This window comes from Streptomyces sp. NPDC059454 (genome assembly GCF_042749965.1).
GTDB lineage: Bacteria > Actinomycetota > Actinomycetes > Streptomycetales > Streptomycetaceae > Streptomyces.
On sequence record NZ_JBHYVC010000020.1, the window covers coordinates 37,388 to 62,193 of the forward strand.

The 24,806-nt window shown below is 72.9% G+C and carries 22 protein-coding genes; 9 read left to right on the plus strand and 13 right to left on the minus strand.

Going from position 1 to position 24,806, the window contains the following annotated elements; all coding sequences use genetic code 11:
- Positions 1 to 10: 10 nt before the first annotated feature.
- From ACFXAE_RS16370 to ACFXAE_RS16420, 11 genes are all read right to left on the minus strand, one after another.
- On the minus strand, positions 11 to 625 hold the full coding sequence (locus tag ACFXAE_RS16370) for a TetR/AcrR family transcriptional regulator (protein ID WP_384714360.1): 615 nt from the start codon (positions 623 to 625) through the stop codon (positions 11 to 13).
- Positions 613 to 1,347: an enoyl-CoA hydratase family protein gene (locus ACFXAE_RS16375; protein WP_384714363.1), complete on the minus strand. Its 735-nt coding sequence runs from the start codon at positions 1,345 to 1,347 to the stop codon at positions 613 to 615. Before ACFXAE_RS16375 ends, ACFXAE_RS16370 begins: the two co-directional genes overlap by 13 nt.
- On the minus strand, positions 1,344 to 2,924 hold the full coding sequence (locus tag ACFXAE_RS16380) for a 4-coumarate--CoA ligase family protein (protein ID WP_384714366.1): 1,581 nt from the start codon (positions 2,922 to 2,924) through the stop codon (positions 1,344 to 1,346). Before ACFXAE_RS16380 ends, ACFXAE_RS16375 begins: the two co-directional genes overlap by 4 nt.
- A 30-nt stretch (positions 2,925 to 2,954) precedes the next feature.
- Positions 2,955 to 4,118 (minus strand): acyl-CoA dehydrogenase family protein, encoded by a 1,164-nt coding sequence (locus tag ACFXAE_RS16385; RefSeq protein ID WP_384714369.1) that lies wholly within the window; start codon positions 4,116 to 4,118, stop codon positions 2,955 to 2,957.
- A 118-nt stretch (positions 4,119 to 4,236) separates the two neighbouring features.
- A complete protein-coding gene (locus ACFXAE_RS16390; protein ID WP_384714372.1) occupies positions 4,237 to 6,081 on the minus strand; it encodes an acetyl/propionyl/methylcrotonyl-CoA carboxylase subunit alpha in 1,845 nt (614 codons plus the stop codon).
- Positions 6,082 to 6,095: 14 nt separating this feature from the next.
- Complete coding sequence (locus ACFXAE_RS16395) at positions 6,096 to 7,694, minus strand: acyl-CoA carboxylase subunit beta (RefSeq protein ID WP_384714375.1); 1,599 nt, start codon at positions 7,692 to 7,694, stop codon at positions 6,096 to 6,098.
- The gene (locus ACFXAE_RS16400; RefSeq protein ID WP_384714378.1) at positions 7,691 to 9,382 is read right to left on the minus strand and encodes an acyclic terpene utilization AtuA family protein; all 1,692 of its coding nucleotides are present in this window, start codon (positions 9,380 to 9,382) and stop codon (positions 7,691 to 7,693) included. Before ACFXAE_RS16400 ends, ACFXAE_RS16395 begins: the two co-directional genes overlap by 4 nt.
- Positions 9,379 to 10,176, minus strand: coding sequence for a TIGR03084 family metal-binding protein (locus ACFXAE_RS16405; protein ID WP_384714381.1), 798 nt, complete (start codon positions 10,174 to 10,176; stop codon positions 9,379 to 9,381). Before ACFXAE_RS16405 ends, ACFXAE_RS16400 begins: the two co-directional genes overlap by 4 nt.
- 157 nt (positions 10,177 to 10,333) lie before the next feature.
- Positions 10,334 to 11,053 carry a hypothetical protein gene (locus ACFXAE_RS16410; RefSeq protein WP_384714384.1) on the minus strand — a complete coding sequence of 240 codons (720 nt, stop codon included), beginning with the start codon at positions 11,051 to 11,053 and terminating at the stop codon, positions 10,334 to 10,336.
- 55 nt (positions 11,054 to 11,108) lie between these two features.
- The gene (locus ACFXAE_RS16415) at positions 11,109 to 11,609 is read right to left on the minus strand and encodes a toll/interleukin-1 receptor domain-containing protein (RefSeq protein ID WP_384714387.1); all 501 of its coding nucleotides are present in this window, start codon (positions 11,607 to 11,609) and stop codon (positions 11,109 to 11,111) included.
- A gap of 160 nt (positions 11,610 to 11,769) precedes the next feature.
- A complete protein-coding gene (locus tag ACFXAE_RS16420; protein WP_384714390.1) occupies positions 11,770 to 12,726 on the minus strand; it encodes a DMT family transporter in 957 nt (318 codons plus the stop codon).
- A 225-nt stretch (positions 12,727 to 12,951) separates the two neighbouring features.
- Between ACFXAE_RS16420 and ACFXAE_RS16425 the strand changes: the two genes are divergently transcribed.
- Positions 12,952 to 13,404 (plus strand): NUDIX hydrolase, encoded by a 453-nt coding sequence (locus ACFXAE_RS16425; RefSeq protein ID WP_384714393.1) that lies wholly within the window; start codon positions 12,952 to 12,954, stop codon positions 13,402 to 13,404.
- A gap of 37 nt (positions 13,405 to 13,441) precedes the next feature.
- Here the strand turns inward: ACFXAE_RS16425 and ACFXAE_RS16430 are convergent, their stop codons facing one another.
- Positions 13,442 to 13,681: a GntR family transcriptional regulator gene (locus tag ACFXAE_RS16430; protein WP_384714396.1), complete on the minus strand. Its 240-nt coding sequence runs from the start codon at positions 13,679 to 13,681 to the stop codon at positions 13,442 to 13,444.
- A gap of 387 nt (positions 13,682 to 14,068) precedes the next feature.
- On the opposite strand from ACFXAE_RS16430, the gene ACFXAE_RS16435 reads away from it, so the two are divergent.
- Positions 14,069 to 14,353, plus strand: coding sequence for a hypothetical protein (locus tag ACFXAE_RS16435; protein WP_384714399.1), 285 nt, complete (start codon positions 14,069 to 14,071; stop codon positions 14,351 to 14,353).
- Between the two features lie 30 nt (positions 14,354 to 14,383).
- On the opposite strand, the gene ACFXAE_RS16440 is transcribed toward ACFXAE_RS16435, so the two are convergent.
- Positions 14,384 to 17,251: an FAD-binding and (Fe-S)-binding domain-containing protein gene (locus tag ACFXAE_RS16440; RefSeq protein ID WP_384714401.1), complete on the minus strand. Its 2,868-nt coding sequence runs from the start codon at positions 17,249 to 17,251 to the stop codon at positions 14,384 to 14,386.
- A 298-nt stretch (positions 17,252 to 17,549) separates the two neighbouring features.
- On the opposite strand from ACFXAE_RS16440, the gene ACFXAE_RS16445 reads away from it, so the two are divergent.
- From ACFXAE_RS16445 to serC, 7 genes are all read left to right on the plus strand, one after another.
- Positions 17,550 to 19,610, plus strand: coding sequence for an ATP-binding protein (locus ACFXAE_RS16445; protein WP_384714404.1), 2,061 nt, complete (start codon positions 17,550 to 17,552; stop codon positions 19,608 to 19,610).
- Positions 19,607 to 20,014: a roadblock/LC7 domain-containing protein gene (locus ACFXAE_RS16450; protein WP_384714407.1), complete on the plus strand. Its 408-nt coding sequence runs from the start codon at positions 19,607 to 19,609 to the stop codon at positions 20,012 to 20,014. Before ACFXAE_RS16445 ends, ACFXAE_RS16450 begins: the two co-directional genes overlap by 4 nt.
- Entirely contained in the window at positions 20,011 to 20,358 is a 348-nt protein-coding gene (locus ACFXAE_RS16455) for a DUF742 domain-containing protein (protein ID WP_384714410.1), read from the plus strand. Before ACFXAE_RS16450 ends, ACFXAE_RS16455 begins: the two co-directional genes overlap by 4 nt.
- Entirely contained in the window at positions 20,339 to 20,956 is a 618-nt protein-coding gene (locus ACFXAE_RS16460; RefSeq protein ID WP_384714413.1) for an ATP/GTP-binding protein, read from the plus strand. The genes ACFXAE_RS16455 and ACFXAE_RS16460 overlap by 20 nt, the downstream gene beginning before the upstream one ends.
- Positions 20,953 to 22,188 carry a cytochrome P450 gene (locus ACFXAE_RS16465; RefSeq protein ID WP_384714416.1) on the plus strand — a complete coding sequence of 412 codons (1,236 nt, stop codon included), beginning with the start codon at positions 20,953 to 20,955 and terminating at the stop codon, positions 22,186 to 22,188. Before ACFXAE_RS16460 ends, ACFXAE_RS16465 begins: the two co-directional genes overlap by 4 nt.
- Positions 22,185 to 23,435, plus strand: coding sequence for a cytochrome P450 (locus ACFXAE_RS16470; RefSeq protein ID WP_384714418.1), 1,251 nt, complete (start codon positions 22,185 to 22,187; stop codon positions 23,433 to 23,435). The genes ACFXAE_RS16465 and ACFXAE_RS16470 overlap by 4 nt, the downstream gene beginning before the upstream one ends.
- A 126-nt stretch (positions 23,436 to 23,561) precedes the next feature.
- Entirely contained in the window at positions 23,562 to 24,680 is a 1,119-nt protein-coding gene (serC, locus tag ACFXAE_RS16475; protein WP_384714421.1) for a phosphoserine transaminase, read from the plus strand.
- Positions 24,681 to 24,806 lie beyond the last annotated feature (126 nt).

Genomic DNA, 24,806 nt, shown 5'->3' on the forward strand with positions numbered 1-24,806 from the left:
CGGGGGCGTCTCAGCCCAGCGCCTCGTCCAGCAGCACCGCCCACTGCGCCACGACCCGTTCCCGGCGGGCCCCGTCGTCGGTGAGGAGGGTGGCGAGGCCCAGGCCGCGGGCCATGTCGAGGAGGCCCTGGACGGTTTCGCGGACGCCGGGGCGGGACTCGTCGGCGCCGAGGAGTTCGACGGCGATGCGGTGGGACTCGCGGCCGACGCGCAGCTCCAGCTCGGTCACGCGCGGGCGCAGCTGTTCCTCGTTGGAGGCGGCGACCCAGAGGTGGAGCGCCGCGCGGAAGACGGGTCCGGTGTAGAGGCCGACCAGTGCCGCGATCACCGCGCGGCGGTCGCCGGCCGCGGCGCCCTCCGGGAAGAGGGCGCGCAGGGCGGTGGAGCGTTCCTCGGCGACGTACTCGACGGCGGCCGTGAAGAGGTCCTCACGGGTCGGGAAGTGGTGCTGGGCGGCCCCCCGGGAGACGCCCGCGCGTTCGGCGACGACCAGGACCGTGGAGCCCGCCCAGCCGTGTTCCGCGAGGCAGGCCACGGCGGCCTCCAGGAGCCGCTGCCGGGTGGCCCGGCTGCGGTCCTGCTTGGGGACTCGTTCCGCACGGTCGGCCGTGCTCACACCACCCATTGCGGATCCCGTCGTTCGAGGAAGGCCGTCATTCCCTCGCGCGCGTGGGCGGAGGCGAACAGGCGCGCCGAGAGCGCGGTCAGGTCGGCCGCGTCCCGGTCGAAGGTCTCCAGCACCCTAGCCGTGAGCAGCCGTTTCGTCTCGGCCAGGGCCTCGGGGGCGGATCTGCGCAGGCCGTCGAGGATCGGTGCGAGGACCTCGTCCGGGTCGTCACCGGCGGCGGTGAGCAGCCCGATACGGGCCGCCTCCGCCGTGTCGAGACGCTCCCCGGTGAGGTAGTAGCGGGCCAGGGCGCGCGGGTCGGTGCGGGGCAGCAGCGGCAGCGAGATCACGGCGGGGGCGACCCCGATGCGGACCTCGGTGAAGGCGAACGTCGCCGCGCGGGAGGCGACGGCGATGTCACAGGCCGCGAGCAGGCCGAGGCCGCCCGCGCGGACGTGCCCGGTGACCCGCGCGAGGACCGGTTTGGGCAGCTCGACGATCTGCCGCAGCAGGCCCACCAGCGCCTCGGGGGCGGGCGGGTCGCGCAGGTCGGCGCCCGCGCTGAAGGTGTTGCCGGTGTGGGTGAGGACCACCGCGCGGACGCCGGTGTCCTCGCCGGCGTCGGTCAGCGCGGCGGCGAGTTCGCCGACGAGGGCGGCGGACAGGGCGTTGCGGCGCTCGGGGGCGTCGAGGGAGAGCGTTTCGACGCCCCGCGCGCGGGTGCGGCCGATCAGGGTCACGAGGGCTCCTTGTGCGCCGCGCGGAGTTCCCGGCGCAGGATCTTTCCGGAGGCGGCGCGCGGGACACCGTCGGTGAAGGTGACGTGGCGGACCCGCTTGTACGGGGCGACGTGCTCGGCGACGTACGTCATGATCTCGCCCTCGGAGAGCTCCGGGGCGGATGGCTGGCGGACGACGTAGGCGTGCGGGACCTCGTTGCCGTCCTCGTTGTAGACGCCGATGACGGCGGCGTCGGCGACGCCGGGGTGGGTGAGGAGCAGGGCCTCGAGTTCGGCGGGGGCGACCTGGAAGCCCTTGTACTTGATGAGTTCCTTGACCCGGTCCACGACGAACAGCCAGCCGTCCTCGTCGGTGTGGCCGACGTCCCCGGTGTGCAGCCAGCCGTCCTCGTCGATCATCGCGGCGGTGGCGTCCGGGCGGCCGAGATAGCCCTTCATGATCTGCGGTCCGCGGATCAGGATCTCGCCGGACTCGCCGGGCCCGAGGTCCTTGCCGGGGTCGTCGAGGGAGACGATGCGCATCTCGGTGCCGGCGAGCAGCTTGCCGACGGTGCCGGGCGGCGCGACGTCCATGGCGTCCAGGGGGACGACATGGGTGCCCGGTGACAGTTCGGTCATGCCGTAGGCCTGCCCGACGGGCGGCAGTCCGAGCCGCTGCGAGCAGGCGGCGGCGAGGCTCGCGTCCAGGGGTGCGGCGGCGCTGATGACGTGCTGCAGCGACGACAGGTCGTACTGGGCGACCAGGGGGTGCTTGGCGAGGGCCAGGACGATCGGCGGGGCCACGTACAGGGCGGTGATGCGGTGGTTCTGGATGGCCGCGAGGAACGTCTCCAGGTCGAAGCGCGGCAGCACGACGACGGTGGCGCCCTGCCGGAGCGGGGCGTTCATCAGGGCCGTCAGACCGTAGATGTGGAAGAACGGGAGGACGGCGAGGACGCGGTCGCCGGGGCCCGCCGTGATCAGCGACTGGAGCTGGGCGAGGTTGGTGGCGATCTGCCGGTGGGTGAGCATCACGCCCTTGGGGACGCCGGTGGTGCCGGAGGAGTACGGCAGCGCGGCGACGTCCTCGGCCGGGTCGATGTCGACCACCGGCTCGGGGGCCGTGGAGGCCAGCATGTCGATCAGGGAACGGTGTCCGGGCGCGCTGTCGCAGACGAGGATCTCCTCGATCCCGCCGGCCAGCTCGGCGGCCCTCCGCGCGGTGTCCAGCAGCGGTGAGACGGTGACGATCCAGCGGGCCGCGCAGTCCTTCAGCTGCCTGCCGAACTCCTCGGCGGTCGCCAGGGGGTGCACGGTGGTGACGGAGGCGCCCGCGCGGGTGGCCGCGTAGAAGACGGTGGGGAAGGCGATGGTGTTGGGGCTGTGCAGGGCGAGGACGTCGCCCTTGCGCAGGCCCGCCTCGGCGAGCCCGGCGGCGACCCGCCGGTGGAAGCGGTCGACCTGCTCGTAGGTGAGGGTGGTGCCGTCGGTGCCGTCGATCAGCGCCGGAGCGCTCCCGAACTCGGGGGCCCTGGCGAGCACCGCGTCGTGGATGGGGAGTTCTACCGGCGGAACGTCTGCGTACTCGCTTCGGAACATGGTTCCTCCAAGACGGCCGGGAGGGCCTTCCTAGTACGACTTGGGCAGGCCCAGGGTCTGGTGGGAGACGTAGTTGAGAATCATCTCCCGGCTCACCGGGGCGATACGGGACACGCGCGCGGCCGTTATCAGCGAGGCGAGCCCGTACTCGCGCGTGAGGCCGTTCCCGCCGAGGGTGTGCACGGCCTGGTCGACGGCCTTCACACAGGCCTCACCGGCCGCGTACTTGGCCATGTTGGCGGCCTCGCCGGCGCCGATGTCGTCACCGGCGTCGCACAGGTGGGCGGCCTTCTGCATCATCAGGCGGGCCATCTCGAGTTCGATGTGCGCCTGGGCGAGGGGGTGGGCGATGGCCTGGTGGGCGCCGATGGGGACCTTCCAGACGGTGCGTTCACGGGCGTACTCGACGGCCTTGGTGAGGGCGTAGCGGCCCATGCCGATGGCGAAGGCGGCGCCCATGATGCGCTCGGGGTTGAGGCCGGCGAAGAGTTGCAGCAGGCCCGCGTCCTCGTCGCCGACGAGCGCTCCGGCGGGCAGCCGCACGTCGTCGAGGACCAGCTCGAACTGCTTCTCGGCGGCGTTGAGTTCCATGTCGATGGCGTTGCGCTGGAAGCCCTCGGTGTCGCGCGGGACGATGAACAGGCAGGGCTTGAGGTTTCCGGTGCGGGCGTCCTCGGTCCGGCCGACGATGAGCGTCGCCTCGGCGGTGTCCACACCGGAGACGAACACCTTGCGGCCGGTGAGCAGCCAGTCGCCGGTGTCCGGGTCGCGCCGGGCGGTGGTGGTGATGCGGTGCGAGTTGGACCCGGCGTCGGGTTCGGTGATGCCGAAGGCCATGGTGCGGGTGCCGTCGGAGAGGGCGGGCAGCCATTCCCGCTTCTGCTCCTCGGTGCCGAAGCGGGCGATGACGGTGCCGCAGATCGCCGGGGAGACGACCATCATGAGCAGGGGGCAGCCGGCCGCTCCCAGCTCCTCCAGCACGATGGAGAGTTCGCAGATGCCGCCGCCTCCGCCGCCGTACTCCTCCGGAAGGTTGACGCCGAGGTAGCCGAGCTGGGCGGCCTCCTCCCAGAGTTCCTTGGGGTGGTGGCCGGAGGAGACCGCGTGGGCGAGGTAGCCGCGGCCGTACTTGGCGCCGAGGGCGGCCACGGCCGCGCGGAGGGCCTTGTGCTCTTCGGACTCGATGACGGGCATGAGCGCTCCTAAGGGGGAGGTGCTTCGCGTCGTGCGGAGGGTGCGGGGTGCGGGTCCGGGTTGCGGTCTCTCGCGCCCACGCGGCGGCGGACGCGTGGGCGGGCACTGCCCCGCGCCCCTAGGAGCCGGCTTCCACGACCGCCAGAAGGGCGCCGACCTCCACCTGCTGTCCCGGCGTCGCCCGGAGGGTGCTGAGGGTTCCCGTGGCCGGGGCGGTGATCTTGTGCTGCATCTTCATCGCCTCCAGCCAGAGGAGGGGCTGTCCGGCCTCTACGGCCGCTCCTTCGGTCAGGCCCTCCGCGATGCGGACGACCGTGCCCGGCATGGGGGCCAGGAGGGAGCCGGGGGCGTGCTGGGCGGTGGGGTCGGGGAAGCGGGGCAGGGCGGTGAGGGCGGTGGCGCCCACGTACACCCGGTCGCCGTAACGGCTGACCTCGTAGCGGCGTCGTACGCCGTCCGCGTCCAGGATCACGAGCCCCGCGTCGGCGTGCACGACCTGCACCCCGTCGGCTGCGAGGCCGCCGCGCGTGTGCCGGTAGCGGACCTCGTGCTCCTCACCCGCCATGGCGTACCGCTTGACCTGCGGCTGCGAGGCGACATTGCGCCAGCCGCCGAAGCGGGAGCGGCCGTGGGCGTCGGCGAGGGCGGCGGCGAGCGGGGCGTACGGGTCGGGCGCCGGGGCGGTCAGCCCGGGCAGGTGGCGGTCGTAGAAGCCGGTGTCCATACGGGCTTCCGCGAACTCCTGGTGCCGCAGGGAGCGGACGAGGAGGTCCCGGTTGGTGACGGGGCCGTGGATCACCGCGCGGTCCAGCGCCGAGGCGAGTCTGCGGATCGCCTCCGCGCGGGTGGGGGCGTGGGCGACGACCTTGGCGAGCATGGGGTCGTAGTGGACGCCGATGTCGTCGCCGTCCGTGTAGCCGGTGTCCAGACGCACGGCGTCGGGGACGGCGAGGCGGTGCAGGCGGCCGGTCTGCGGCGCCCACTGCCTGGACGGGTCCTCGGCGTAGAGACGGGCCTCGACGGCGTGTCCACGCGCGCGTGGCGGGTCGTCCGGGAGGGCGTGCCCCTCGGCGACGCGGATCTGCTCGGCGACGAGATCGACACCGAACACGGCCTCCGTCACCGGGTGTTCCACCTGGAGGCGGGTGTTCATCTCCAGGAAGTGCGCCCGGCCCCCCGCGACGAGGAACTCGACGGTTCCGGCGCCGGCGTAGGCGACGGCACGCGCGGCGCGTACGGCCAGGGCGTGGAGCTCCTCGGTGAGCTGTGCGGTCAGCCCCGGCGCCGGGGCCTCCTCGATCACCTTCTGGTGGCGGCGCTGGAGCGAGCAGTCGCGGGTGCCGAGCGCCCACACGGTGCCGTGCGTGTCGGCGAGCACCTGCACCTCGACGTGCCGGCCGCCCTCCACATACGGCTCGACGAACACCTCGCCGTCACCGAAGGCGCTCGCGGCCTCCGCGCGGGCGGCGGCCAGTTCGCCGTCCAGGTCCGCGAGGCGCCGTACGACGCGCATTCCGCGTCCGCCGCCGCCCGCCGCCGCCTTCACCAGCACCGGCAGATCGGACTCGGTGACGTGCCGCAGGGGCTCGATGCCCATCAGCTCCTTGGCGCGCGTCTTGGACGCCATCGCCTCGATCGCCTCCGGGGGCGGCCCGATCCACATCAGGCCGGCGTCCTGGACGGCCCGCGCGAAGTCGGCGTTCTCGGAGAGGAAGCCGTAACCGGGGTGCACGGCGTCCGCTCCGGCGGCGAGGGCGGCCTTCACGATCAGATCGCCGCGCAGGTAGGTGTCGGCGGGCGCCGTCCCCGGCAGTCGTACCGCCGTGTCCGCCACGCGCGCGTGGAGCGCGTTCTCGTCGGCGTCCGAGTGCACGGCGACCGTCCGGATTCCCCACTCGGCGCAGGTGCGGACGATGCGGCAGGCGATCTCGCCCCGGTTCGCCACCAGTACGGAAGTAATCATGGGCATCGTGGGCCTCACATCCGGAAGACGCCGAAGCCACCGCGCGCGCCCTCGTAGGGCGCGGTGTGGATGGCCGACAGGCACAGGCCGAGGACGGTACGGGTGTCGCGCGGGTCGATGACGCCGTCGTCGTACAGCCGCCCGGACAGGAACATGGGCAGCGACTCGGACTCGATCTGCTGCTCCACCACGGCACGCAGCGCCGCGTCCGCCTCGTCGTCGTACGGCTGCCCCTTCGCCGCCGCCGACTGCCTCGCGACGATCGACAGCACTCCGGCGAGCTGCTGCGGGCCCATGACGGCGGACTTGGCGCTGGGCCAGGCGAACAGGAAGCGCGGGTCGTAGGCGCGGCCGCACATGCCGTAGTGCCCGGCGCCGTAGGAGGCGCCCATGAGGACGGACAGGTGGGGGACCTTCGAGTTGCTGACCGCGTTGATCATCATCGCGCCGTGCTTGATGATGCCGCCCTGTTCGTACTCCTTGCCGACCATGTAGCCGGTGGTGTTGTGCAGGAAGAGCAGCGGGATGTCGCGCTGGTTGGCGAGCTGGATGAACTGGGCGGCCTTCTGGGACTCCTCGCTGAAGAGGACCCCCCGGGCGTTGGCGAGGATGCCGACGGGATGGCCGTGGAGAGCCGCCCAGCCGGTGGTGAGACTGGTGCCGTAGAGGGGCTTGAACTCGTCGAAGTCGGAGGAGTCGACGATCCGCGCGATGACCTCGCGCGGATCGAAGGGGATCTTGAGGTCGCCCGGGACGATGCCGAGGAGTTCGTCCTCGTCGTACCGGGGGGGCGCGGCCGGTCCCGGGTCGTCGTACGCCTTGCGGTGGTTGAGGCGGGCGACGACCCGGCGGGCCTGGCGGAGCGCGTCCGGTTCGTCGACGGCGAAGTGGTCGGCGAGGCCCGACACGCGCGCGTGCATCTCGGCGCCGCCCAGGGACTCGTCGTCGCTCTCCTCCCCGGTGGCCATCTTCACCAGCGGCGGGCCGCCGAGGAACACCTTCGCCCGCTCCTTGACCATGATCACGTGGTCGGACATGCCGGGAACGTACGCGCCCCCGGCGGTGGAGTTGCCGAAGACGACGGCGATGGTGGGGATGCCCGCCGCCGACAGCCGGGTGAGGTCCCTGAAGATGGCTCCGCCCGGAATGAAGATCTCTTTCTGGGAGGGGAGATCGGCGCCGCCGGACTCGACGAGGCTGATGCAGGGCAGCCGGTTGACGAGCGCGATGTCGTTGGCGCGCAGGGCCTTCCTCAGGCTCCAGGGGTTGCTGGCGCCGCCGCGCACGGTCGGGTCGTTGGCGGTGATCAGGCACTCCACGCCCTCGACCACACCGATGCCGGTGACGAGCGAGGCGCCGACGGTGTACTCGCTCCCCCAGGCGGCCAGCGGGGACAGCTCCAGGAAGGGCGTGTCGGGGTCGAGGAGCAGTTCGATGCGCTCACGGGCGAGCAGCTTGCCGCGCTTCCGGTGCCGCTCGACGTACTTCTCGCCGCCGCCGGCGAGGGCCTTGGCGTGTTCGGCGTCGAGTCCGGCGAGCTTGGCGAGCATGGCGTCGCGGTGCGCCCGGTACTCCGGGTCGGCCGTGTTCAGGGTGGATGCGAGGACCGTCACAGGAGGGCCTCCGGGATGTCGAGGTGCCGGGAGCGCAGCCATTCGCCGAGCGCCTTGGCCTGCGGATCGAAACGGGCCTGCGCGGCGACGCCCTCGCCGAGGATTCCCTCGACGAGGAAGTTCAGGGCGCGCAGGTGGGGCAGTACGTGCCGGGTGACCGGCAGGTCACGGGCCTCGGGGATCAACTCCCGGAACCGCTCGACGGTCAGCTCGTGCGCGAGCCACCGCCAGGCGTCGTCGGAGCGGACCCAGACGCCGACGTTGGCGTTCCCGCCCTTGTCACCGCTGCGGGCACCGGCGAGGAGGCCGAGGGGGGTTCTCGTCGTGGGTCCCGTGGGCAGTGGTGCGGGGAGCGCGGGTTCCGGTACGTCCTCGAGTACGGCGGTGTCGTGGGTCGGTGGCACGGGGACACGGCGTCCGTCATGGAGGACGGCCACATGGTCGACGTCGCCATGTGGGACGTACACATCTTCGAAGACCCCATAGGGGGAGCCCTTGCCCGGGGGCGCCATGACATGGAACCCGGGATAGCTGGCCAGCGCCAGCTCGATGGCGGCCCCGCTCAGCACCCGCCCGACCGCCTCCTGCGCAGGATCCCGTACGACGAGCCGCAGCAGCGCGCTCGCGGTCTCCTCGGTGCCCGCGTCGGCCCGGTCGGTGCGCGCCAGCTCCCAGCGCACCTCGGCGGGCGGCGACTTGGCGAGCGCGTCGCCCATCTGCTCCTTCACGAGGTCGGCCTTGGCCTCGATGTCGAGCCCGGTGAGCACGAACACGACCTCGTTGCGGAACCCGCCGAGCCGGTTGAGCCCGACCTTGAGCATGGGCGGGGGCGCCTCCCCCCGGACCCCTTCGACGCGCACCCGGTCGGGTCCGTCCTGCCCCAGCCGTACGGTGTCCAGCCGCGCGGTGACGTCCGGCCCGGCGTACCGGGCGCCGCCGGTCTCGTACAGCAGCTGCGCGGTGACGGTACCGATGTCGACGAAGCCGCCGGTTCCGGGGTGCTTGGTGATGACGCTGCTGCCGTCGGCGTGGATCTCGGCGAGGGGGAATCCGGGCCGCCGGAGCCCGCCGGGAGGGCGCTCGCCGAAGAAGGCGTAGTTCCCGCCGGTGGCCTGCGCCCCGCACTCCAGCACGTGCCCGGCGACGACCGCGCCCGCGAGCCGGTCGTACTCCGTCGGTGCCCAGCCGAAGTGCGCGGCGGCGGGCCCGGTGACGAGGGCCGCGTCGGTGACCCGCCCGGTGACGACCACGTCGGCACCCGCGCGGAGGCATTCCGCGATCCCGGATCCGCCGAGGTAGGCGTGGGCGGCGAGGCTGCCGGGGTACCGCGCGGTGAGGTCGTCGCCCTCGACGTGGGCGACCCGTACAGGAATGCCGAGCCGGTCGGCGAGGGCGCGTACGGCGTCCGCGAGCCCGGCCGGATCGAGCCCTCCCGCGTTGGTGACGATGCGCACCCCCCGCTCGTGGACGAGGCCGAGGCAGTCCTCCAGTTGCCGCAGGAAGGTGCGGGCGTATCCGGCGGAGGAGCCCTTCAGCCGGTCGCGGGCGAGGATGAGCATGGTCAGCTCGGCGAGGTAGTCACCGGTGAGGACGTCGACCTCGCCGCCGATGAGCATCTCGCGCAGGGCGTCGAAGCGGTCGCCGTAGAAACCGGAGAAGTTGCCGACGCGCAGGGTCGTCGCCGTCACCGCGCGGTGTCCCCCTTCGGTTCCCGTCCGCCACCGGCCGGCCCGGCGAAGGCCTGGGCGATGTCCAGCCAGCGGTCGGCGTCGGGACCGTCGGCGGTGAGGGCGAGGTCCGCGCGGTGGGCGCGCTGGGTGACGAGGAGGCAGAAGTCGAGCGCGGGGCCGGTGACCCGTTGGGGGGCGTCCTCGGGGCCGTATGCCCAGACCCCGCCCCCCGGTCCGACGAGCTCGACGCGGAAGGGTTCGGCGGGCGGGGTGAGCCCGTGCGCCCCATAGGCGAAGTCCCGCGTCCGCACCCCGAGCCACGCCACATGCCGGAGCCGGTCGCTGGGTGGCCGCATCACACCGATCGTGTCGGCCACGTCCTGTCCATGGGCCCAGGTCTCCATAAGACGGGCGGTGGCCATGGAGGCGGCGGACATGGGCGGCCCGTACCAGGGGAACCGCGCCCCGGCCGGCGCCTCCCGCAGCGCCTTCTCCAGCGCCGCACGCCCCTCACGCCACCGCGCGAGCAGCTCGGCGGGCGCGGCCCTGGCGTACTCCTCGGCGCCCTCGTCGACGAAGGTGTTCGGGGCGGCGAGGGCCTTCTCGACCAGCGCCTGGAACCCCGCCGCGTCGGTGACGGCGAGCAGCGCGGAGCGGTCGGTCCAGGCGAGGTGGGCGATCTGATGGGCGACGGTCCAGCCGACGGCGGGCGTCCGAAGTGCCCACCGCTCGGGGCCGAGCCCGGACACCAGCCGGTCGAGTCCCTCGCTCTCCTCACACAGGTCGTCGATCACGGGCGTCGGATCGGACACGAGGCGCTCCCCTCGGGACACGGACACGGCGGTGTGGCGCGGTGCACCGGAGCATGGCAGCCCGGCCAGAAACAAGCAAGCATGCTTGCATGAATCGCGCCGACCGCTCTCCGCGATCCGTGCGGCGGGATCGTCACGTCCGTGCGCGCGAGGAGCGCTACGCCCCGGGTGCGAAAGCCGTGTCGGTGAGGTCGCGTTCCAGGGTGACCCCCTGGAAGCCGTAGGTGCGGATCGAGGGGACTCTCAGGAGCAGGCAGAAGCGTTCGGTGGAGGAGACGGCGTCCGCTATTTGACGGTACGAGTGGCGGAGGAAGTACGCGGCGGCGTGATTGGTGACGGCGCTCTGCCCACAGATGAGGAGGACGGGACGGGACCCTCCCGGAGCGGTGAACTTCGCGAGCAGCGCGTACCCCTCGTTCTCCCGGTCCCAGCGGTAGCACTCGCCGCCCGCCTCGATGGCCAGCGGATGATCCGGGTGGGTGTAGGGGTGGAACAGGACGCCGGGGAGACTGTGGGCGAGGTGGCCCGCGCTCCGTACGTTCGAACCGAGCGGGCCTCCTATGCAGAACTCCGGCTTGTCCCCGTTGCTGCCCCGGAAGTCGTCGCTGCGGACGATCTCGACCTCGCACTGCAGGCCGTGGCTGAGGACGGCCGCCTCGATCATCGCCTGCACGTCGTGGTGATGGGTGGTGCCCGGAGCACCGTACTTGTTGTTCATCACGATCAGGCAGGTGTCGCCGGGACGGGCGCCGACGACACGCATCCGCAGCCGGAGGTCCCGGTTGTGCCTGCCGCGCTGCCACAGCCACACCGCCAGGCCGCTCAGACAACTGGCCAGCAGTCCCAGCAAGAGATCACCGATCGCCCCCGCCAGCATGTCGCTCCCCCCTGTAACCCCTGTGTGACCGCCCCGTCCTTACCCGGACGCGCCGTCACCCACCCCTGCCGTCGCCGGAGCCACCGCGGTCACGAGAGCACCCCGGTGGGGACCGTATCGCGGTCACGCAGCCGGCCGAGACCAGTCGGCTGACGGCCTCTTCCTCGGGCAGCCCGAAGATCCGCACCGACGGGACGGCGGACAGCCCGGACGGCAGGCCGTCGGCGGGCAGCGGCTCGATCTCCACCGGGAGCAGCCGGCCCCGCACGTCCGGTTTCGCGAGTACGGTGCTCCACTCGGCCTCCGCCCACGGCGACGCGAGACAGTCCGGCGAGAGCGGCAGAACCAGCACGCCGCTCCGGGCGGCGTCCCCCAGCCGTTCGTCGAGGCGCTCGCCCACCCGCCAGTCCCACAGGTCCAGTGCGACCTGGAAACCGTCCTCGGCAAGGGTCCGGGCGGTCCACTCGGCCCACGTCCGGTCCGGGCCGGCGTAGCTGATGAAGACCTGCCATCCGGCCGTGGGGGCCGTCGTGTCCACCGTCGCGCGGTCGGTCACGTCCGCTGCTCCTCTCCCAGTTCACGGGCCCGGTCACCGAGCGCCGGAGCGATGTCCGTGACGAGCGTGCGGCTGCCTCCGCGCCGCACCGTCACATGCCCGCCGCGCGCCAGACCGGTGATGAACTGGTCCGCGACCAGGACGGCGTCGTACGACGCCGTCAGGAGACGGTCCCGGCCCTCTTCACCCGTCCTCGCCCCACCTGCGTCCGCACCGCCCCCATGCTCGCCGCGATGACCAGGGCGATGGCGGCGGCCTCCGCGGTGGAGAGGGCCTGGTCGAGGATCAGGAAGCCCGCGGCGGCCGCGAGGGCCGGTTCCAGGCTCATCAGGACGGCGAAGGTGGAGGCGGGCAGGCGGCGCAGGGCGAGGAGTTCGAGGGTGTACGGGAGCACGGAGGACAGCACCGCGACCGCCGCGCCCAGGGCGAGGACCGTCGGGTCGAGGAGCTTCGTGCCGGACTCCGCGATCCCGAGGGGAAGGAACAGCACGGCCGCCACCACCATCGCGAGGGCGAGTCCGTCCGCCTGCGGGAAGCGGCGGCCCGTACGTGCGCTGAAGACGATGTACGCCGCCCACATGGCGCCGGCACCCAGTGCGAAGACCACACCCAGCGGGTCGAGACTGCTGAAGCCTCCACCGCCGAGGAGGAAGACGCCGGCGAGAGCCAGCCCGGCCCACACGAGGTTGACCGCACGGCGTGAGGCCAGGACGGACAGGGCGAGCGGACCGAGGACCTCCAGCGTGACCGCGGGGCCCAGCGGGATGCGGGCGACGGACTGGTAGAACAGCCCGTTCATCGCCGCCATGGTGATACCGAAGACGACCACCGTGCCCCAGTCGGTGCGCGAGTGCCCGCGCAGCCGCGGCCGGCACAGCACCATCAGCACGAGCGCCGCCACCAGCAGCCGCAGCGCCACGACCCCGAGCGCACCGGCCCGCGGCATCAGCGTCACCGCCAGCGCCCCGCCGAACTGCACCGAGATCCCACCGGCGAGCACCAGCCCGACCGGCCCCAGGGAACCCCGCCCGCGCGGGACGCCGGCCGGTGTGGGCGCATGGCCGCGCCGCCCCGTCCCTGCTGTGGTGGACGGGGTGGCGGCGCTGGGGGTGGTCACGGGGCCTTCCAGGGACGTCGGAGCGGACACTTACCTGCATCGAGTGTGCATCTTGGTGAACTGTTCAGTCCAGAGTATTGGACTAAGTCAGTACCGTGAAGCGCTTATATGCCTGACGATGCGACCCTCGCCCCGCCCCGGTCAACTCCGTCCACCACGTGGACCCAACGGGTACCGTTCCCACCGGCGATCACCCGCGTCCGCTCCCACACCCTCCGAGGTCCCGTGCACCGACTCATTGCCCGTCTCTGGCGGCTCCTGCGCCCCGTGCAGAGCCGCATCATGTGGTTGCTGCACACCAAATACGTGGTGGGCGTGACCGGTGTGGTGCGCGACGACGAGGGGCGGGTACTGCTGCTCCGGCACCGGATGTGGCCCCCGGGTCGCCAGTGGGGTCTGCCGAGCGGCTTCGCCCGCAAGGGCGAGGACTTCCGGGCGACGGTGGTGCGCGAGGTCAAGGAGGAGACGAACCTCGACGTGGAGGTGGGCCGCCTGGTCATGCTGAACAGCGGCTTCCGCACCCGCATGGAGGTGGCCTATGAGGCCCGCCTGCTGGGCGGCGAACTGCGCCTCGACCCCTTCGAGATCCTGGAGGCCCGCTGGTGCCGGCCGGACGACCTCCCGGAGGGCGCTCAGCCGGTGTGCGGGCCGCTGGCGCGGGGCGAGACGACTCCGTGAGGGCGTCGGCCCGTACGCGCGGGCGCCCCGGCGGGCTCTACGCCCCGGGCCGCTCGGCGACGAAGGAGCCGAGGCCGGGCTCCGTATAGGTCAGGCCCTCCTCGCGCAGCGCCCGGAGGACCTTGTGCGCCGTCGCGTTGGCGATCCCGAACTCCGCCGTGAGCTGCACGACGGAGGGGACACGCGTACGCGGCGGATAGGCGCCGTCGGCGATGCGACCACGCATCACCTCTGCGACCTGGCGCCAGCGGGGGATGTCGGGAGCGAACTCGATCACCGATTCAGAATGAGCATACTTAGCGCGATAGGCGATTCATGGAACACCTAGCATGCCTAGAATGCTTTGCATCAGATCCCCGCGACGGATGCCGCCGTCCGGGGGGTGGCCACCAGCTGTGCAGAACGGAACTGATGACATGACCGACCTTATCGACCGCCTCGTCGCATGGGTGGACCTGCTGCTCGTCCCACGAGGGGCGCACCGCCGTACCGGCCCTCGCGCGGTGTCCTCGTCCACCCCGTCCTCACCTCGTCCGGCGGCGACGAGGCGCCCCCTCCCTTCCCCCCGCAGTCCCTACGGCCTCCATCCCCTCCTCGACGGAGCCGAGACCGTCGCCGTACGCCCGTACGTCACCGCCCCCTGGTTGCAGGGGAGGCAGGCGGCATGAGTGAACTCCACGAGCCGCGCCTGCTGCCCTGGGCCGGCAGCGAGGGCAAGCCCTGCTACTTGATCACCGACGATCACGGCGGGCCCGTCTCCCGGCCGGCCGACGCCTCCGAGGCCGTGCGGCTCGGGATGGGCAGGGAGCTGCTCGCCCACGCCCGGGAACTCCTCCCGGACGCACCCCGCGGCGAACTCCGTTACCTCGCCGAGTGCCTCACCGACGCCCTCGCCGACGCGCTGCGGGTGGCGGAGAGCCGGGGGCGGAGGTTGAGGCGGCTCAACTGAGCGCGCCGAAGACAGAAGGGGGGCAACTGCTCACGTATTTTCCAGAGCAGTCGCCAGTACCTCCGCCAGGTGCCGTCCTCGTACGCCCGCCAGGTGCTCCAGCTGTGTCCGGCAGGAGAAGCCGTCGGCCAGGACGACCGCCTCCTCCGGCGCCTCGCGTACCGACGGGAGGAGTCGGTCCTCGGCGCAGGCGGCCGAGACCTCGTAGTGCCCCTCCTCGAAGCCGAAGTTGCCCGCCAGGCCGCAGCAGCCGCCCGCCAGTTCGCCGGTGAGGCCGGCCGCCGCGCGGAGTCGCCGGTCCGGCGCCTCACCCAGCACCGCGTGCTGGTGGCAGTGGGTCTGGCCGGTGACCGGACGGTTCAGCACCGGCGGGGTCCAGTCCGGGGCGTGCTGTTCCAGCACCTCCGCGAAGGTCAGCACCCGCGCGGCGAGCCGCGCCGCACGGGGGTCGTCGTGGAGGAGTTCCGGGGCGTCCGTGCGCAGAGCGGCCGCGCAGCTGGGTTCCAGGACGACCAGGGGGGCGTCCGTGGCCAGTACCGGCTCCAGGAGGTCGAGGGTTCGGCTCAGGACCGTACGCGCGCGGTCGAGCTGGCCCGTGGAGATGTAGGTCAGGCCGCAGCAGACCCGGCCCCTGCGGGCCGTCAGCAGGGACAGGGCCGAGCGCGAGCGGGCGTCGCCCACCCGGCCGCCGGTCGGCCGCAGTGTCGGGGGTAGTGCCACCCGCAGGCCCGCCGCCTCCAGCACCCGTACGGCCGCCCGGCCCACCGACGGCGACAGGTGCTCCGTGAACGTGTCCGGCCAGAGGACCACCAGCTTGCCGTCGCCCGAAGGCCCTCCCCGTCCCCGCCACCACCGCGTGAACGTCTCCCCCGCCACCCGGGGGATCTCCCGCTCCTCCGCGATCCCGCCCAGCCGTTTCGCCACGCCCGCGAGCGGACCCACCGAGGCCAGGGCGTTCACCGCCCCCGCGGCCCGCGTCCGCGCGACCCAGCCCAGCCACACCGGCAGCCACCCCATCGCGTAGTGCGCGGCCGGACGGCGGCGGCCCGCGTAATGGTGGTGCAGGAACTCCGCCTTGTACGTGGCCATGTCGACCTCGACCGGGCAGTCCGAGCGGCAGCCCTTGCAGGACAGGCACAGGTCGAGGGCGTCCCGCACCTCCGTGGAGCGCCAGCCGTCGGTCACCAGCTCGCCCGCGAGCATCTCGTGCAGCAGGCGCGCGCGCCCGCGCGTGGAGTGCCGCTCCTCCCCCGTCGCCCGGAACGACGGGCACATCACCGCCGGCCCCGACACGGACGTCGTACGGCACTTGGCGACGCCCACGCAGCGGCGCACCGCCGCCGAGAAGTCGCCGCCGTCGGCGGGGTAGCCGAAGGCGACGTCGACCGGTTCGCGCGGGAGGACGGAGAAGCGGAGGTTCGAGTCCAGCGGTGCGGGGCGGACCAGCATGCCGGGGTTGAGCAGGTCGTCCGGGTCCCAGACGGTCTTCACACGTTCGAAGAGGGCGACCGTCTCCGCGCCGTACATGCGCGGCAGCAGCTCCGCGCGGGCCTGGCCGTCGCCGTGCTCGCCGGAGAGCGAGCCGCCATGCGCCACGACCAGGTCGGCCAGTTCCTCCGAGAAGCGCCGGAAGCGGGCGATGCCCGGCCCGGTCAGCAGGTCGAAGTCGATGCGGACGTGGATGCAGCCGTCCCCGAAGTGCCCGTACGGGGTGCCGCGCAGCCCGTGGTCCGCCATGAGGGCCCGGAAGTCGCGCAGGTACGCGCCGAGCCGGGCGGGCGGCACCGCGCAGTCCTCCCAGCCGGGCCAGGCCTCTGTCCCGTCCGGCATGCGCGTCGCCGTACCGCTCGCGTCCTCCCGGATCCGCCACAGCGCGCGCTGCCGCGCCGGGTCGGTGACCACCAGGGCGTCCACGACGTCCGCCGCGCGGACGATCGTCTCCGCACGCGCGCGTGCCTCCGCCGCCGTGTCCCCGCCGGTCTCCACGAACAGCCAGGCTCCCCCGCGCGGGAGGCCCGCGCCGGACGGCACGAGATCGGCCGCCATGCCCTCCACCGTCAGCGGGCCGTACGGCAACAGCCCCGCCGCCGCCTCCGCCGCCCCGCTCTCGTCCGCGTACGCCAGCACGGCGAGCACGCGCGCGCGGGGTGCCCGTACGAGATCCACGACCGCCTCCGTGAGCACGCCCAGCGTGCCCTCCGAGCCGCAGAAGCCGCGGGCGACATCCGCGCCCTTCTCGGGCAGCAGGGCGTCCACCGCATAGCCGGAGATGCGGCGGGGGAGGCCGGGGAAAGCCGTGCGCAGGCGAGCCAGTTCGCCGTCCACGAGGTCTCGCAGTCCCGCCGGGGCGCCCGCCCAGCCCCGGCCCGGGCGCAACCGGTCCCCGCGCGGGGTGACGACCGCGAGCTCCCGCACGCTGTCGGCCGTCGTGCCCCAGGCCACCGAGTGGGAGCCGCAGGAGTTGTTGCCGATCATGCCGCCGAGGGTGCAGCGGCTGTGGGTGGAGGGGTCCGGGCCGAAGAGCAGACCGTGCGGGGCCGCGGCCTCCTGGAGGCGGTCGAGGACGAGGCCCGGCTGGACGACGGCCGTGCGCGCCTCCGGGTCGAGGGACAGCAGCCGGTTCATGTGCCGTGTGAAGTCGAGCACCACACCCGTGCCGGTCGCCTGCCCCGCGATCGAGGTGCCGCCGCCGCGCGGCACCACGGGGACGCCGTACGTCCGGCACACGGACAGCGTCGCCGCCACGTCGTCGGTGTCCCGCGGGGCCACCACACCGAGCGGCACCCGGCGGTAGTTGGAGGCGTCCATCGTGGTCAGCGCCCGTGCGGTCGCGGTGAAGTCGACCTCGCCACGCACGGCCGCCCGCAGCCCGGCCAGCAGTTCCCGGTGATCCTTCATGCCCTCAGGATGCCTCCGCGGAGGCCGGGCGCAGGAGACGGCGCCCCACGTCCCACGGCTCCGCGGCAGACACCGGCATGCGCCCGGGATGGGCCGATTGACGAAAACGGAAACGGAATCTTCCCAAGAAGAACACGAACTCTCATATAGTGACCGCGAGTTGCGCGCAGTTGTCGGCCTCGTTCGAAGACGACTCCGAAACCGAGTCCGGCATTCCCATGGAACCGCCCGAGGGCCGCGCAGACACGACGGTGCACGCCCGCGGAATGACCGAGGAACCGACCGAGGACCCTGATTGATGACCTCCCCCCTGCTCCCCGGCGACCGTCCCACCCTCCGCGGCATGCTGCCCGTCCCGGTGCTCACCGCGGCACTCGCCGCGGTCGCGGTCGTCGCCGCCGCCTTCCTCGTGCCGGACTCCGCGGTCACCGCCGTCGTGGCGACCGGGACGATCGCCGCCGTGCTGCTGTGCGCGGCCGCCGCGGTGGCCACGTACGCCGTCCTGTCGGTGCGGGCCGCCCGGGCACGGCTGGACGCCGTCACCCAGGACGTCGGCCGGCTGCTCCAGGAACGCGCCCGGCTGACGGAGGACGCCCGCCGCCAGCACGAGCGGCTGACCGGTGAACTCACCCGCGAGCGTGCCCGGTTGTCCGCCGAACTGGACCAGGAGCGCAACCACCTCGCCGAGACCCTGGCCGCCGAGCGCGACCGCCTCACCGAGCAGCACGCCGCCGACACCGCCCGCCTGACGCGGGAGCACGCCGACGAGCGGGCCCGGCTCACGGACGACCACACGGCCGCGCTGAAGCGGCTCGCCGAGGAACACGCCGCGAAACTGCGCCTCATCACCGAGGAACACGGCGCCCACACCGCCCGGTCGGCCCGCGACCACGCGGAGGAGCGCGACCGGCTGGCCGAGGAGCGGGACCGGCTCCGGGCGGACCGGGACCGGCTCACCGCGGAGAACTCACGGCTGACCACCCGGCTGCGCGAGGCCGACGGCGCCCGGGCCGCCGCACTGTCCGCGACCGCCAACGCGGCCGGACGCATGCAGGCCCTCTCCACCGGCATGCTCGCCGACCTGCGCGCGATGGAGGAGAAGCACCACGACGAGGAGGTCCTCGCCGACCTGCTCCACCTCGACCACCGCACCGCGCAGGCGGGCAGGCTCGCCGACTCCGTCGCCGTCCTCACCGGCGCCCGCTCCGGCCGCCGCTGGGCCCGGCCCATCGCCATGGAGTCCATCCTGCGCGGCGCCATGGGCCGGATCAGCGGATACCAGCGCGTCAGGGTCCACTCCGCCAGCGACACCGCGGTCGCCGGACACGCCGCCGAGGGCGTCATGCACGCGCTCGCCGAACTCCTCGACAACGCCGCGAACTTCTCGCCGCCGACCGCCGAGGTCCACGTGTACGTCGAGGAGGTCCCGGCCGGGGTCATCGTGTCCGTCGAGGACAGCGGGCTCGTCATGGGCGAGGCGCAACTGCGTCGCGCCGAACGCGCGGTCTCCGGCGAGTCCACCGGACTCGGGGGCCTCACCGGCACCCGGCTCGGTCTCGCCGTGGTCGGCCGGCTGTCCCGACGGTACGGGCTCCGGGTCTCCTACCGGCCCTCGGCCCGCGGCGGCACGGGCGTCCTGATACTCGTCCCGCAGGACATCCTCGTACCGCCGGACGCGCCCACGGCCCCGGTGAGGGTCCGCACGACCGCCGCCCGGCCCGCCACCGCCACCCGGGCGGCGGGCACCGCCTCGACGGCACGCACCACCACGTCGGCCGGCACACCGTCCGTCCCCGCCACCCCGGCCGCCCTCACCGAAACGCCGGAGCACACCCTCCCCCAGCGCCGGGACGACCGTCCGGAGGCCGAAGCGGCCCCCGCCGCCGGCCGGCCGGAACCGGAGACCAGCCACGTCACCGCGCACGACGGCGACAACGCGGGCGACGACGGCGCCGGCACCACCCCGGCGGACCGGCCGACGGCCCCCGAGAGCACCCGGCCCGCCCCCTCCTACGCGGCCTCCCGCGCCGGCGCCGACCTCGACCCCGACCCGGTGCCGACCCACGAGTCCCCGGACCGGGGCTCCGACGGACCCCCGCTCGTGCTGCCCCGCCGGCGCCGGGGCCGCACCCTCGCCGAGGCGGAGCGCACGCGTCCGGGCAGCCGTGACACCACGCCCCGGCCCGCCCCGACCGCCGAGGAGACCAAGGCGCGCACCGCCCGCTTCAGCAGCTTCCGTCAGGCCGTCCGTCCTCCCACCCCGGACGACACGGCCGACCCGGACACCGGCACCACCGCCGACGCGACCCCCGAAGCACAGCCCACCCCCGCGACCCCGGAAGGCGACACCACCTCATGACCGGCACGACGACCGCCGACGAGAAGCTCACCTGGCTGATAGAAGGCCTGCTGGAGCGCACGCCGGGCGCACGGCACGCGCTCGTGCTCTCCCGTGACGGCCTGAAACTGTGCCGCACCCCGGAGCTGTCCACCGACCAGGCCGACCAGCTCGCCGCGATCGCCGCCGGCATCCAGTCGCTGTCGCACGGCGCCTCCGTCGAGTTCGGCGACGGCAGCGGCGGCGTGCGCTCGTCGATGACCGAGTTCTACGGCGGCGTGCTGTTCATCGTGGAGGCCGGCGAGGGCGCGCACCTGGCCGTCGTCACCACCGAGGACGCGGACGCCGGGCTCGTCGGGCACAACATGAGCGAGCTCGTCGAGCAGCTCGGCGAGCACCTGACCGCGCAGCCGCGCACCTCATGAGCAGGCCCGGCAGGGACGACTCCCCGGACCGGCTCTACACCCTCACCGGAGGGCGCAGCCGGTCCGGTCCCGACAACCCCTTCGACCTGGTGACCCTGGTCGTCGCCGAGTGCGATCCGGTGCCCGGCATGCAGTCCGAGCACGCGGCGATCCTGCGGCTGACCGAACGCCCCACGGCGGTCGTGGAGATCGCGGCCGAGCTGAAGCTGCCCGTGAGCATCACCCGGATCCTGCTCTGCGACCTGCAGGCGGCGGGCCGGGTCAGCGCCCGTCACCCCCGCAAGGCCGCCGTACCCGACCCCGACATCCTGGAGCAGGTGCTCGTTGGACTCCGCAACCTCTGAGACGCGTACGCCACTGGGCGCGTCGGCCGACAACGGCCTGAAGATCGTGGTCGTGGGCGGCTTCGGCGCCGGCAAGACGACGATGGTCCGCTCGGTCAGCGAGATCCGTCCCCTCAACACCGAGGAGACGATGACCCAGGCCGGGGAGGCCGTCGACGACACCAGCGGGGTGAGCGGCAAGACCGCGACCACCGTCGCCTTCGACTTCGGCCGCATCACCCTGGACACCCGCAATGTGCTGTACCTGTTCGGGGCGCCCGGCCAGGAACGCTTCTGGTTCCTGTGGGACCGGCTGTTCTCCGGCACGCTCGGCGCGGTCGTCCTGGTCGACACCCGGCGCATCGACGACTCCTGGTACGCCATCGACCGGCTGGAGAAGCACGGCACGCCGTTCATCGTGGCCTGCAACGACTTCGGCGGCCCCCTCTTCACCCCGCAGCAGATCCGCGAGGCCCTCGACCTCGACCCGCACGTGCCGCTGGTCAACTGCGACGCCCGGTCCCGGGAGTCCAGCAAGATCGTGCTGATCACGCTGGTGGAGCACCTCCAGGCCCTGTACGCCGACCCGGCCCGAGCCCCCCGTCAGGAGCTGGTGTGAGTCCCGCCTCCGTCCCCGACGCCGTCCGTTTCAGCGGCGCCCTGCTCCAGGACGACCCGGCCCGCGTGTACCGGGAGATGCGACGCGAGCACGGCAGCGTCGTCCCGGTGGTGCTGGACGGGGACGCGCCGGCGTGGCTGGTGCTCGGCTACCGCGAGCTGCACCAGATCACCGGCGACCCGGTGCTCTTCAGCCGCGACTCCGAGCTGTGGAACCAGTGGGAGAACATCCCCGACGACTGGCCGCTGCTGCCGATGATCGGCCGTAAGCAGCCGTCGATCCTCTACACCGTCGGAGAGCGGCACCGCGAGCGGGCCGGGATGCTGGTGAACGCGCTGGAGGCGGTCGATCCGTCCGAACTGCGCGGGTACGCCGAGAAGTTCGCGGACGAGCTGATCGACGGCATCTGCCCCGAGGGCGCCGCCGACCTGATCGGCGAGTTCGCGATGCTGCTGCCGGTGCGGGTACTGGCCCGGCTCTACGGCTTCCCCGACGAGGAGGGTCCGGGCCTGGTCACCGCCCTCAACGACATGATCGACGGGCGGGAGCGGGCCCTCGCGGGCCAGACCCACCTGTTCACGTCGATGACGGGGCTGGTGGCCGCCCGGAAGGAGGCGCCCGCCGAGGACGTCGTGTCCCGGATGCTCGCCGACCCCTCGGGCTTCACCGAGGAGGAGATCGGCCAGGACCTGATGGTGATGATGGCGGCCGGGCACCAGCCGACCGCCGACTGGATCGGCAACTCGCTGCGTCTGATGCTCACCGACGCCCGGTTCGCCGCCTCCCTCTTCGGTGGCCGCAACAGCATCGCCGAGGCGATGAACGAGGTGCTGTGGGAGGACACGCCGACCCAGAACGTCGCCGCCCGCTGGGCGTCCCGCGACACCCAGCTCGGCGGTCGCCGCGTCCGCGCCGGCGACATGCTGCTGCTCGGTCTGCAGGGTGCCAACTCCGACCCGCAGGTGCGTACCGACGGCTCGGCGCTGACCGGCGGCAACAGCGCGCACTTCTCCTTCGGTCACGGGGAGCACCGCTGCCCGTTCCCGGCGCAGGAGATCGCCGAGGTGATCGCCCGGACCGGCATCGAGGTCGTACTGGACCGGCTGCCGGACATCGACCTCGCGGTGCCGGCCGCGCACCTGGCCCGCCGCCCGTCGCCGTGGCTGCGCGGACTGTCCGAACTCCCGGTCACGTTCACACCCACTCCCGCCCTTGGAGGCTCGCTCGCATGACGGCTGGTACGGACACCATGACGACCGACACCGGACAGACCCGTATCCTCCTCGACCCCTTCGTCTCCGACCTGGACGGGGAGAGCGCGGCGCTGCGGGCCGCCGGGCCGCTGGCCGCCGTGACGCTGCCGGGTGACGTACCGGTGTGGGCGGTCACCCACCACGCGGAGGCGAAGAGGCTGCTCACCGACCCGCGCCTGGTGAAGGACATCAACGTCTGGACCGCCTGGCAGCGCGGCGAGATCGCCCCCGACTGGCCGCTGATCGGGCTGGCCAACCCGCCCCGCTCCATGCTCACCGTGGACGGCGCCGACCACCGCCGGCTGCGCACCCTGGTCGCGCAGGCGCTCACCCCCCGCCGGGTGGAGCGGATGCGGGAGCGGATCACGGAGCTGACCGAGGGCCTGCTGGACCAGGTGGCCGCACGGCCCGGCGACACGCTCGACCTGAAGGCCGCGTTCGCCTACCCGCTGCCGATGTACGTCATCGCCGACCTGATGGGGCTGGCAAAGGAGCGGCTGCCCCGGCTGAAGGAACTCTTCGAGAAGTTCTTCTCGACGCAGACCCCGCCCGAGGAGGTCATCGCGACGCTGACCGAGCTGGCCCAGATCATGGCGGAGACGGTCGCGCACAAGCGCGAGAACCCGGGCGACGACCTGACCTCCGCGCTCATCCAGGCGTCGGAGGACGGCGACCGCCTCACCGACGAGGAGATCGTCGCCACGCTCCAGCTGATGGTGGCGGCCGGCCACGAGACGACGATCTCCCTCATCGTCAACGCGGTGCTCAACCTGTCCCTCCACCCCGAGCAGCGGGACCTGGTGCTGTCCGGCGAGACGGACTGGTCGGCGGTGGTCGAGGAGACCCTGCGGTACGCCACGCCGACGTCCCACGTGCTGATCCGGTTCGCGACCGAGGACATACCGGTGGGCGACAAGGTCCTCCCGGCCGGTGACGCGCTGATCGTGTCGTACGCCGCGATCGGCCGCGACGAGCAGGCGCACGGTCCGACGGCCGGTGACTTCGACATCACCCGGGAGAGCGCCAACCGGCACATCTCCTTCGGCCACGGCCCGCACGTGTGCCCGGGGGCGGCCCTGTCCCGTCTGGAGGCCGGCGTGGCCCTCCCGGCCCTGTACGCCCGCTTCCCGAAGCTGGACCTGGCGGTCCCGGCGGGCGAGCTGCGCAACAAGCCGGTGGTCACCCAGAACGACCTGTTCGAGCTTCCGGTGAAGCTCGGCGGGTGAGCGGCGCGGGTGGTGGACGGACCTCCCCCCGGTCCGTCCGCCACCCGTCTCACTTCCGCCCCACCGCTCGTCTCAGCGGACGGACGATGTTTCGCCGGGGTTTCCCGCAGCCGCTAGGCTCCGGTCGTGGCTGAGATCCGGATTCCTGCTGACATCAAGCCCGCCGACGGTCGTTTCGGTGCGGGTCCCTCCAAGGTGCGGACGGAGGCGCTGGACGCCCTGGCCGCGACCGGCACGTCCCTGCTCGGCACCTCCCACCGCCAGGCCCCGGTGAAGAACCTGGTCGGCAAGGTGCGCGAGGGCATCCGCGAGCTGTTCCGGCTCCCCGACGGCTACGAGGTCGTCCTCGGCAACGGCGGCTCCACCGCGTTCTGGGACGTCGCGACCCACGGCCTGATCGAGAACAAGTCGCAGCACCTCACCTTCGGCGAGTTCAGCTCCAAGTTCGCCAAGGCCGCGAAGCTCGCCCCGTGGCTCGCCGAGCCCACCGTCGTCTCCGCCGACCCGGGCACGCACCCGGAGGCGGTCGCCGAGGCCGGCGTGGACGTCTACGCCTTCACCCACAACGAGACCTCCACCGGCGTCGCCATGCCGATCCGGCGCGTCACCGGCGCCGACGAGGGCTCCCTCGTCCTGGTGGACGCCACCTCCGGCGCGGGCGGCCTCCCGGTCGACATCGCCGAGACGGACGTCTACTACTTCGCCCCGCAGAAGTCCTTCGCCTCCGACGGCGGCCTGTGGATCGGCGTGTTCTCCCCGGCCGCGATCGAGCGCGCCGAGCGGATCCACGCCTCCGGCCGCCACGTCCCGGAGTTCTTCTCGCTGCCCACGGCGATCGACAACTCCCGCAAGAACCAGACGTACAACACCCCGGCGCTGGCCACCCTGTTCCTGCTGAACGACCAGTTGGAGTGGATCAACGGCCAGGGCGGACTCGACTGGTCCACGGCCCGCACGAAGGACTCCTCGACCCGCCTGTACGCCTGGGCGGACGAGTCCAAGTACGCCACCCCGTTCGTCACCGACCCGGCCAAGCGCTCCCAGGTCATCGGCACGATCGACTTCACCGACGAGGTCGACGCCGCCGCCGTCGCCAAGGTCCTGCGCGCCAACGGCGTCGTCGACACCGAGCCCTACCGCAAGCTCGGCCGCAACCAGCTCCGCGTCGCGATGTTCCCGGCGGTCGACCCGGCGGACGTCGAGGCCCTGACGAAGTGCGTGGACTACGTCATCGAACAGCTGTAGCCAGTCGTACGCGAGCGAGGGGCGCCCGGTGGACCCATCCACCGGGCGCCCCATGCGATCCGGGCCGCCCGACCGTCCTCGTCGCCTCCGACGCCGATCGGCCGGGCTCAGGCTCCGACGTATCGT